General features: G+C 73.0%; 6 protein-coding genes and 1 tRNA gene. 6 read left to right on the plus strand and 1 reads right to left on the minus strand.

The window, feature by feature from the left end:
* Positions 1–897 precede the first annotated feature (897 nt).
* The 4 genes from RBH18_RS41055 to RBH18_RS41070 all read left to right on the plus strand — a co-directional run bounded on the left by RBH18_RS41055 (position 898) and on the right by RBH18_RS41070 (position 4,124).
* Positions 898–1,077: a hypothetical protein gene (locus RBH18_RS41055; protein WP_306215925.1), complete on the plus strand. Its 180-nt coding sequence runs from the start codon at positions 898–900 to the stop codon at positions 1,075–1,077.
* A 304-nt stretch (positions 1,078–1,381) separates the two neighbouring features.
* Positions 1,382–1,972 carry an oligoribonuclease gene (gene orn / locus RBH18_RS41060; RefSeq protein ID WP_305789228.1) on the plus strand — a complete coding sequence of 197 codons (591 nt, stop codon included), beginning with the start codon at positions 1,382–1,384 and terminating at the stop codon, positions 1,970–1,972.
* 344 nt (positions 1,973–2,316) lie between these two features.
* A tRNA-His gene (locus RBH18_RS41065) sits at positions 2,317–2,392 on the plus strand.
* A gap of 400 nt (positions 2,393–2,792) precedes the next feature.
* Positions 2,793–4,124: an MFS transporter gene (locus RBH18_RS41070; protein WP_306215926.1), complete on the plus strand. Its 1,332-nt coding sequence runs from the start codon at positions 2,793–2,795 to the stop codon at positions 4,122–4,124.
* Between the two features lie 566 nt (positions 4,125–4,690).
* Here RBH18_RS41070 and RBH18_RS41075 read toward each other — a convergent pair.
* The gene (locus RBH18_RS41075; protein ID WP_306215927.1) at positions 4,691–5,875 is read right to left on the minus strand and encodes a GAF domain-containing sensor histidine kinase; all 1,185 of its coding nucleotides are present in this window, start codon (positions 5,873–5,875) and stop codon (positions 4,691–4,693) included.
* A gap of 150 nt (positions 5,876–6,025) precedes the next feature.
* On the opposite strand from RBH18_RS41075, the gene RBH18_RS41080 reads away from it, so the two are divergent.
* Positions 6,026–8,281, plus strand: a complete 2,256-nt coding sequence (locus RBH18_RS41080; RefSeq protein ID WP_306215928.1) for a putative bifunctional diguanylate cyclase/phosphodiesterase — start codon at positions 6,026–6,028, stop codon at positions 8,279–8,281.
* A 37-nt stretch (positions 8,282–8,318) separates the two neighbouring features.
* Positions 8,319–10,030: beta-propeller fold lactonase family protein (locus tag RBH18_RS41085; RefSeq protein ID WP_306215929.1), on the plus strand; the 1,712-nt coding region annotated here is incomplete at its 3' end.

The following is a 10,030-nucleotide window of genomic DNA, read 5'->3' on the forward strand; positions in this document are numbered from 1 at the left end:
TCTGCCAAGCCGACGTCCGGGCCGGTGGTTTCCGCCAAGCCGGCGTCCCAGCCGGCGGCGACCGCGAAGCCGGCACCCGCTCCGGCGCCGACGAGGCCTGTTCCGGCGCCTTCTCGTCCGGCTGTCCCCGGGCCGTCGCGACCGGTCGAACCCCAGCGTCAGCCCGTCCCGGCAGCCTCCGAGCGTCAGGCGGCCCCGGCCCCGGCCCCGGCCCCGGCCGCGACCGCCGAAAAGCCTGTCCCCGCAGCGGCCGCGAAGTCCACCCCGGCGCCCGCGAAGTCCACCCCGGGAGCCGCGGCGGAGAGTAAGCCTGCGGTCGAGCCCACCCGGGAGCCGCAGTCGAACTCCGCTCCCGGCAAGGAGTCGCAGGCGCCCGCATCTCCGGCCTGGCCCGCGGTCCCCGGCTCACGGGCTGTGCCGCCGAACGGTGCCGGCCTCCGCTCGACCCCTGACTCCCGGCCCTCTTCCGAGCAGCGACCGGCTCCGAGCCCCGAAAGTGCGCCGGCGGCGACGAAGACCGATCAGCTCACCGAGACGCGGATCGCCGGGCAGCGGTCGGAGGCTTCGGCTCCCGCCACCTCGGAAGCCGGGCGCCCGTTCGCGACGAAGCCCGAGAGCCACCCGATCATGAAGCCCGAGAGTCACCCGATCGCCCAGCGCAACCAGCTCCAGCCCAGCCCCGAGTCCGTCGCAGCGAAGCCGGACTCCGGGCGCCTTGGGTCGAAGCCATCGTCTGAGGGCGCCCGCGTTCAGTCAACGGCCGAGAGTGCCCGGACCCCGTCGGCGGTTGAGCGTGGTCAGGCTCAAGCGGCAGGCGAGCAGGGCAGCACGGTTTCCTCGGTTGCCGGAGCGTCCGCGGGCGGCGACGGTGAGGCTCGCAAGGATGAGGGCTCGTCGGTGCTTGGTGACTACAAGGCTGAGGTCGCGGAGCTGCTCGGGGGCGGGGCGGCCAAGCGGCGGCGGAAGGGTTTCACCGCGGCGGGGCTGCCGGCGCCTGATCCGGCCGATCTGGAGCCGCCGATCAAGGTGACCCGGCCGCAGCGGCGGGGGATCGGGCGGAACCCCGGCAAGGAGTGACGGAATCGCCCGGGGAGGACGCCTCGCCGGTGCATGGAGCCAGGCGAGTGCCGGCCACAACCGCATACACCGAAGGGCCCTCCGCGCTGCCGACGCGGAGGGCCCTTTACCGGGGGAACGGAGTTACCGAAGGGGGTCTTCGTCCGTTAAGCCCAGTTTAGGGCCTGTCGCGGCTGCCTGGGTAGACCTGCGGACGATTAAGGCATTCTTGGGTGATTCTGTCCGGCTGGGTGCGTGGCTCCCGATCAGGTGGGTACGGGCGGAGGCTTCCGCGCTGTCCCTTGGGTGCGCGTAGGCTGGGCGGGTGGCTGATCTTCTCGTGTGGATCGATTGTGAGATGACCGGCCTCGATCTCGGCAAGGATGCCCTGATCGAGGTGGCGGCGCTCGTCACCGGTCCCGATCTCAACGTGCTCGGCGAGGGCGTGGACCTCGTGATCCACGCCGACGATGCGGCGCTCGACGCGATGCCTCAGGTGGTGCGCGACATGCACGCCAAGTCGGGCCTGACCGAGGAGGTGCGGCGCTCCACCGTGACGATGGCGGAGGCCGAGGCCGCCGTCCTCGACTACGTCAAGCAGTATGTCCCGAATCCCCGCACGGCCCCGCTCTGCGGCAACTCGATCGCCACGGACCGTGGCTTCCTGGCGCGGGACATGCCGGAGCTGGACGACTTCCTGCACTACCGGATGATCGACGTCTCGTCGATCAAGGAGCTGACCCGCCGCTGGTACCCCCGGGTGTACTTCGGCCAGCCCCAGAAGGGCCTCGCTCACCGGGCGCTCGCCGACATCCGCGAAAGCATCCGCGAGCTGGAGTACTACCGCCGCACGGTCTTCGTCCCGCTCCCCGGCCCGGACGTCGAGCAGGCCCGCGCCATCGCCGCCGAGCTCTGACGCCTTCCCGCGTGGCGCCGAACTCCCGCCGCCCGCCCGCGCGCGGCGGCGAGTTCTGACTGTCCGCCCGTGCGCGGCGGCGAGTTCTGATCTTCCGCCCGCCCGCCCGCGCGCGGCGGCGAGTTCCGACCGTCCGCCCGCGCGCGGCGCCGATCACTGACCGCTTGCGTGGGCGGCGTCGAGCTCTGAACGCCCGTCCGGGTGGCGCCGGGCTGATTGCCTTGCCCGGCGGTGCTGAGCTGGGCCGGCACCCGCTCGGGTAACCCGGTCGACAGGGTGGTGGGGAGTCCAGCTATGCTTGTCCGGCGTACGCTGCGAGGGAGATCTTCGCGGCGTACGGCATGGTGGTCGTAGCTCAGTTGGTAGAGCACCTGGTTGTGGTCCAGGGGGTCGCGGGTTCAAGTCCCGTCGATCACCCCATGCAGTGCACAAAGCCCGCTCCTCGGAGCGGGCTTTTGTGCTTCCTGAACCGGTGTGCGGCGCCGGCGCCGTGACCAGAGAGACAGGCGACCGGAGCGGTCGGCGGCCTAGGGTGAGATACGTGGCCGATACAGCGAATTCCCGGCAAGCCGGTGCGGGCCACACGGTCCCCGCAGTCAGCGGAACAGCCGGCACGGCCAGCGCGGCAGAGGCGCCCAGCAAGGCAGCGACGGCCGGCGCGGCACAGCCGATCAGCGCGGCACGGGCGACCGGCGCAGGAACGACGGCCGGCGCGGCCGAGCCGGCCAGCGTGGCACGGGCGACCGGCGCAGGAGGGTCGACCGGCGCAGGAAGGGCGGTCGGCGCGGCGGGGGGTGGGAAGCCGTTCGGGTGGCGGTTCATGGTGCCGCTCGTGGTCGGGTCGGCGCTGAATCCGATCAACAGCTCGATCATCGCCACCGCGCTCGTGCCGATTGCCGCGCGGTTCGGTGTGCCTGCCGGGCGTACCGCGGTGCTTGTCGCTGTCCTCTATGTTGCCAGCGCCACCGCTCAGCCCGCGCTCGGCAAGGTGGCCGGGCGGTTCGGGCCGCGGCGGGTGTTTCTGGCGGGCATCGTGCTGGTCTTCGCCGGCGGGCTGATCGGGAGCTTCGCGCAGAGCCTGGCGCTGCTCACCGTCGCGCGGGTGATCATCGGCGTGGGGACCTCGGCCGGCTATCCGACCGCGATGCTGCTCATCCGGCGCCGGGCCGAGCGGGCCGGGATCGCGGCGCCCGGGAGTGTGCTCGGGGCGATCTCGATTGCGGGGCAGGTCACGGTGGCGCTCGGGTTGCCGCTGGGTGGGCTGCTCGTCGGGGCGTTCGGGTGGCGGATCGTCTTTCTCGTCAACATCCCGGTGGCGCTGCTCGCCTTCGCGACGGCCCGGCGGTGGGTCCCGGGCGACGACCCCATCGGCACCGTACGCACCTGGGCCCGGGACATCGATCTCGTCGGCGTGCTGCTGTTCGCGGCGACGTTCTCGTGCCTGCTCGGATTTCTGCTCTCCTTGCACGACCCGTCGTGGCCGGTGCTCGCCGCGGCGGTGGTGCTTCTGGTCACCTTGGCCGGGTGGGAGCTGCGGGCGTCGTCGCCGCTCGTGGACCTTCGGCTGCTGCGGAGCAACGGCGCGCTGACCCGTACTTATGTGCGGCAGCTCTGCACGCAGCTGGTCATGTACTCGCTGATGTACGGCGTCACGCAGTGGGTGCAGGACGGCAAGGGCCTGTCCGCGGCCGCCACGGGCCTGGTGATGCTGCCGATGACGGGGATGTCCGCGCTGGTCACGGCGCCGGTGGCCCGTCGCAACGCGGTGCGGGTGCCGCTGTTGATCGCCGCGGCGGTGGCGCTGGGGGTGGCGGTCACCCTGCGGTTCATGAGCGTCAGTACGCCCACCGCAGCCATCATCGCCGTCACCGTAGCCTTCGGCGTGACCGTCTCGCTCGGGGCGGTCGGGAACCAGGGCGCCCTCTACGCGCAGTCGCCCGCCCACGACGCCGGGACTGCCGCCGGGCTCATGCGGACGGCTTCCTACCTCGGCGCGATCCTCGCCTCCAGCCTGATCAGCCTCAGCTACGCCCACGGGGTGACCGACGCGGGCCTGCACTCGATCGCCACGGTGCTCGTCGCCGGCAGCACGGTCCTGCTGCTGATCACGGCCCTCGACCGCCGGCTCCCGACGCACATCGACCGCCCCTGACGCAACCGCGCCGAGCAGAAGCGCGGCGCCGGGCAAAGAAGGTGGCGCGCCGGGCAGGAAGGTGGCGCGGCGTCGGCGGGAAGGCGGGCGCGCCGGCAGGAAGGGCGCGAGGCGGCGTGCGCCGGGCGGGAAGACGCGGGAATGGCGTGCGTCGGCCGGAACGGGCGCGAAGTGGCTCCCGGGTGGCGTGGCGCGAGGGTGGCGTGGCGCCGGGCGGGAGGGGTGAGGGGTGGCGTGATGCGGGGGTGGGGTGGCGCCGGCCGGAAGGGCGCGGAGGGGCGGGAGGGGCGCGGGGAGGCGGGCGCCGGGCAATAAAGGACGCCGCTGCGAATTCCACGGGGGAAGAACTCGCAACGGCGTCGTCAATGACGATAGTCGATCCAGTGTCAATCGTCCATATCGGTGTGGCATCGGGTTCGAAAAGCCAGCTCAGGGCGGTCGTCCGGACCCCGCGACGCCGGAACAGCCCCGCCCCGCCACGCCCGATCGGCCCCGCGAACCGCCCGGAAGGACGACCAGATCCGGAACCCGGGTGAGGAACGGCCGGATCCGGCAAGCGGGCGGCCTCAGAGCCCCAGCCGGGCCGTCGTCCCCCGCCCCACCCCCGGCGACGACAGCTGCAGGAAGCCGCCGTGCGCCTCGGCGATCCCCGCGGCGATCGTCAGGCCGAGGCCCATCCCCGGCACGGCCTGCTTCCGCGCGTGCCGCCCGCGGAAGAACCGCTCGGTCACGTGCGGCAGCTCGTCCGCCGGGATGCCCGCCCCGGAGTCCGTGACTTCGACGATGGTGGCGTCCGACCGGCGCATCGTGATGCGGACCGAGCCGCCCGGCGCGGAGAACAGCACGGCGTTGCGGACGAGCTGCTCGACGGCCTGCACGAGCCGGGCGGGGTCGGCGCCGCCCACGACGGTCCGGCCGTCCCCGGTGACCGTGACGGTGACCTGGCGGCTCGCTGCCACGGTGCGGGTGCCGGCCACGGCCGCCGCGACGACCGTACCGATGGGGGTGGGGGTGGCCTGTGGCACCTCGGCGTGGGTCCTGGTGCCTTCCAGGAGGTGGTCGACCATGCGGACGAGCCGTTCGCCGTTGCGCCGGATCGGGTCGATGAGGCGCCCGTACGGTGCCAGCGCCGCATCGTCCGTGAGCAGTTCGAGATAGCCCTGGATCGCGGCCACCGGCGTGCGCAGCTCGTGGCTGACCGTGGCGACCAGGTCCTCCTGGCGGCGTACGGCCTGGGCCAGCGCGTCGCCGAGCTCGATGAGCCGCAGCCGGGACCGGATGGCGGAGAGGTGCCCGGAGGCCTGCCCGGCGAGCAGCAGCAGCGCGTCGATCTCGCGGTCGCTGAAGTCGCGCGGCTCGTCGCCGATGGCGCAGACGGCCCCGAGGGCGTGGCCGTCCTCGTCGATCAGGGGCGCCCCCGCGTACGAGCGGATCCACGGCGCCCCGGTGACCAGCGCGTTGGCGTCGAACCGGGCGTCGAGCCGCGCGTCGGGGACGATCAGGGGCGTCCGGGGCGCCAGCGTGTGGGCGCAGAAGGAGAGGTCGCGGGCGGTTTCGTCGAGGGTCAGGCCGGTGTTGCCGGCGAACCACTGCCGGTCCTCGTCGATGAGCGTGACGAGGGCGATCGGGGTGCCGACCAGGGTGGCGGTGAGCCGGGTCAGCTCGTCCAGGGCGGCCGGGCGCGGCGCGTCGAGCAGCCCGTAGCTGCGCAGCGCCGCCAACCGTGACTCCTCGGCCATGACCGTGCTCACCGATGCCCCCCAGGTCCGGCGCCCGCCGGTGCGTCGCCGTGCGGTGAAGGTCGGCCGGGCGCAGGTGCCGTTGAGTGAAATGCGGGCCCGGCAACCAGGATGTACCCGGCGGCACCGAAGGAACGCCGGGCCGCTGCCGATCAAGGGAACGTGGCACTTGGTGTGATTGTGCTGGTCGGGGTTGTCCTCGTCGCTGCCCGGTTGATCATTGATCCGCAGGGAGAGGCGGCGAACGTCGAGTTCTACCGGTCGTACCTCATTACGTCCGGGCTCGCGACCGTGGTGTCGTGGATGGCAGCGATGAAGGGGGCACCGGCGGCCCGTCGCCCGTGGCGCTGGATCGCGCTGGGCTTCACGGCTCTGCTCGTACCGCAGCTGTTGTTCGTTGCCGTCGCGGCCCAGCACCCGCTGGCGCCGCCGTTGTGGCTGGTGATGACGGTGCTCGGCGGCCGGGTGCTGTGGGCGGTGCTGCTGGTGGTGGGCATCCTGAGGTTCCCGATGCGGCCGCTGACCGGGCGGCAGCGCACCCGGTTCCTCGCCGACATGGCGACGGTGGTCGGCGGCGCGTTCGTCATCTCCTGGTACTTCCAGCTGGGCCCGGCGCTCACCATGGGCGGCGGCCTGGGCGTCGACCAGCTCACGGTGCTCTCGCTCTCGGTCGGCGACCTCGGCATGATCTTCGGCGTGTGCGCGGTCCTCATGCGCAACGGCATGATGAGCTGGCGGGGGCCGCTCCCGGTCTTTCTCGCCGGCCTGATCACCTTCCTGGCCGGGGACCTGCTCTACGCCCACGCCATCCTGGCCGGCCCCGTCACCTGGTCGACCCCGCTGTCGCTCACGCTCAACGTCGCCGACCTGATCATGGCCGCCGCGGCTGCCGTACACCTGAGGAAGCCGGACGAGACGGGAGCCGCGCCGGGCCGAGCCCGCGGGGGTGTCGCCTACCTGCCCTATGTCGCCCTGCTCAGCGGCTACACGATGCTGCTGGTCGCGGCGGTGCGCGAGGGGCAGGCGTACCCGTGGGGCGGTCTGGCGGCCGGGGTGTTCGTCATGACCGGCGCCGTGGTGCTCAGGCAGCTCGTCGCCCTGCGCGAGAACCACCACCTCGTGGTGCACGACCACCTCACCGGCCTGGCCAACCGCATCTCCGCCGACGCCGCGCTGGAGGCGGCCGTGTGCCGCCACCGGCAGGACGGGCAGGAGTCGGCGGTTCTGCTGATCGACCTGGACGGCTTCAAGACGATCAACGACACCCGCGGGCACGAGGCCGGCGACGCGCTGCTCGCGGCGTTCGCCGGCATTCTCACCGCCACGGTACGCACCTCCGACGTCGCCGCCCGGGTCGGCGGCGACGAGTTCGTCGTCGTCCTCGACCGCCCCGGGTCGGCCGGCCAGGCCCTCGCGGTGGCCCGCCGCATCCTGGAGGCCGCCGCCGAGCCGGTGCTGATCAACGGCGAGGAGATCCCGATCCGCGCGAGCATCGGCATCGCGATGACCGACCCGGTCGCCGACGCCACCACCGTGCGCCACCGGGCCGACATGGCCATGTACGCCGCCAAGCGCGCCGGCCACGGCACCGAGCTCTGGCAGCAGAGCCTCCCGGAGCGCACCGCCGCCGAGGACGCCTTCGACGCCGACCTGGCCGGTGCCACCGCCGCCGGGCAGCTGCGCCTGGTCTACCAGCCGATCGTCGACCTCGCGGACGGCGGGATCGTGGGCGTGGAGGCGCTCGTGCGATGGGAGCACCCGGTGCTCGGGACGATCGCGCCGGACCGGTTCATCGCGGCCGCCGAGCGTACGAAGGTCATCCACGAGATCGGCCTCTGGGTCCTCGCCCGGGCCGCCGGGCAGGTGCGCCGCTGGCAGGAGGAGACCGGGCGGCCGCTGTACGTCAGCGTCAACCTCTCGCCGCGGCAGCTCGACGAGCCGGGGCTCGTGCACGACGTCGCCCGCCGCCTCGGCGACGCCGGGCTGCGGCCGCAGGACCTGGTCCTGGAGCTGACCGAGAGCGCCCTCGTCGAGGAGACGAGCGCGGTGCCGGCCTTGACCCGGCTGCGGGACCTGGGCGTCCGGATCGCGGTCGACGACTTCGGGACGGGCTACTCCTCGCTGCGCTATCTGACCCGGCTCCCGGTGGACATCCTCAAGCTCGACCGCTGCTTCGTCGCCGAGCTCAACGGTGACCCGCAGGGGTCGGCCGTCGCCGAGGCCGTGCTGCGGCTGGCCCAGGCCCTGCACCTGGACACCGTGGCCGAGGGCGTCGAGACGGCCGAGCAGGCCTCCGAGCTGTCGCTGCTCGGCTACCGGCACGGCCAGGGCTATCACTACGCGCGGCCGATGAGCGCGGCGGAAGTGCTCGACTCCGTGAAGCTGGCATTCACGAATTCGCATGGGGGACTTCCCTAGGCGACCATGCTCGGCGCATGCTGAGCGTGGTGATGTGATGACTGACAGTGTTCCGCTTCACGTGGTGACCCGGATCGAGAGTCCGATCCGGGAGATCCGGCTGGCCGCCGTGGACGACCTGGCCTGGTTCGCGGCCGGCGACGACCCCGCCGTGGCGGCCGACGCCCGCGTCCACCTGCAGCGTCTGACCCGGGACGACAGCCGCGCGGTCTCGGCCGCGGCGGCGACGGCCCTGGAGCGTACGGCCATCCGCCTCAACCCGGACCGCGTCGACTTCGGCCAGGTCCCGCCCGGCACCGCCCCGCTGACCGTGCAGGTCCTCGTCGAGGGGCCGCCGCTGGTCACCACCGAGGCCGCGGTGCACGTCTCCGGCTCCGGCCTGCGCGCCGCGTTCGCCGGGCGGCACCTGCACATCGAGTGGACGCCCGGCTCCGAGTGGCTCGACGGCTCGGTGGCCGTCCGCGGCCCGGCCGGCTGGGCCGAGGTGCGCGTGACCGGCGAGGTGACCGAAGCCGTGCCCCCGACCCGCGCTGTCCTCGCCGAACGCGTCCGCGACCTGGACGGCATCGGCGACTACGCCACCTCCCGGGTCACCGTGCTGCCCGCGGAGCCGCCGCGCCCACGCCATCGCCGCCGGGCCGGAGCCGCCGTCCTCGTCGCCGGGATCACGTCGCTGGTGCTGGTCGGCGGCGTCGGCGTGGCGGTCGCCCTCACCAGCGGCGGGCAGCAGGAGCGCGATCCGCTCGCCGCGCCCGGGCCCAGCCCCGCGGTGGAGGACCACGCGCTGCACCTGTTGCAGGACACGCCCGACGGGGCTCCGCAGCTGGCGCCGCCCGTACCCGCGGAGATCCAGCAGATCCCGATCGTCACGCACGCCCGCAGCCTCGGCAAGCCGGTCGTGACGGGCACGATCAAGGTCGGGAACGAGCCCGAGGGCGTCGCCGTCTCGCCGGACAACAAGACCGTCTACGTGGCCAACCAGAGCTCGCGGATCCTGTCCGTCGTGGACGTCGCGAGCAGGCGCGTGAGCTCGGTGGAGCTGCGGAACACGCCCCGGTTCGTGGCGGTGTCGCGGGACGGCCGGCTGGTGTTCGTGTCCATGTACGAGACCGACAAGTCGGGCAGCGGCGTCGCCGTCGTGGACGCCCGGAGCCGCAAGGTGCTGCGCTACCTGGGGACGGGCGTGCAGCCGTACACCCTGCTCGTCGGTCCGGACGACCGGCTGTGGGTGCCGATCCACGGGCGCGGCACGGTCGAGATCTTCGGCAAGGACGCCGCGACGCTGGCGGGCCGGGTGGCGGTGCCCAACAACCCGCACGCGATCGGCTTCTCCGCCGACCTCGCCCGCGCCTACACGGCCAACCACGAGTCGAACGCCGTGGCGGTGCTCGACATGCGTACGGGCAAGGTGCTCAAGACCATCCCCGTGAGCAAGGCGCCGCACAGTGTCGCCGTGTCGCCGGACGGGAAGCGGGTGCTGGCCGCCGGCTACGAGGCGGACACCGCGGACCTCATCGACGCCCGCGACTTCCACCGCATCGGGCCGCTCCGGGTCGGCAAGGATCCGCAGAGCGTGGCGTTCGCGGCGGACAGCAGCCACGCGTACGTGGTCAACGAGGGCGACGACACGGTGTCGGTCCTGGACGGCTTCACCGGGGCCGTCACGGGCACGGTCAAGGTCGGCGGCAGCCCGCGCGTGATCGCGGTGTCACCGGACGGCAGATCGGCGTACGTGTCGAACGGCGACGA

Source organism: Actinoplanes oryzae (assembly GCF_030757795.1).
Classification (GTDB): domain Bacteria; phylum Actinomycetota; class Actinomycetes; order Mycobacteriales; family Micromonosporaceae; genus Actinoplanes.

Bases quoted from the DNA above. Each gene is read 5' to 3' on its own strand.
- RBH18_RS41070 (WP_306215926.1), top strand. From the start codon at position 2,793: ATGGTGCCGCTCGTGGTCGGGTCGGCGCTGAATCCGATCAACAGCTCG.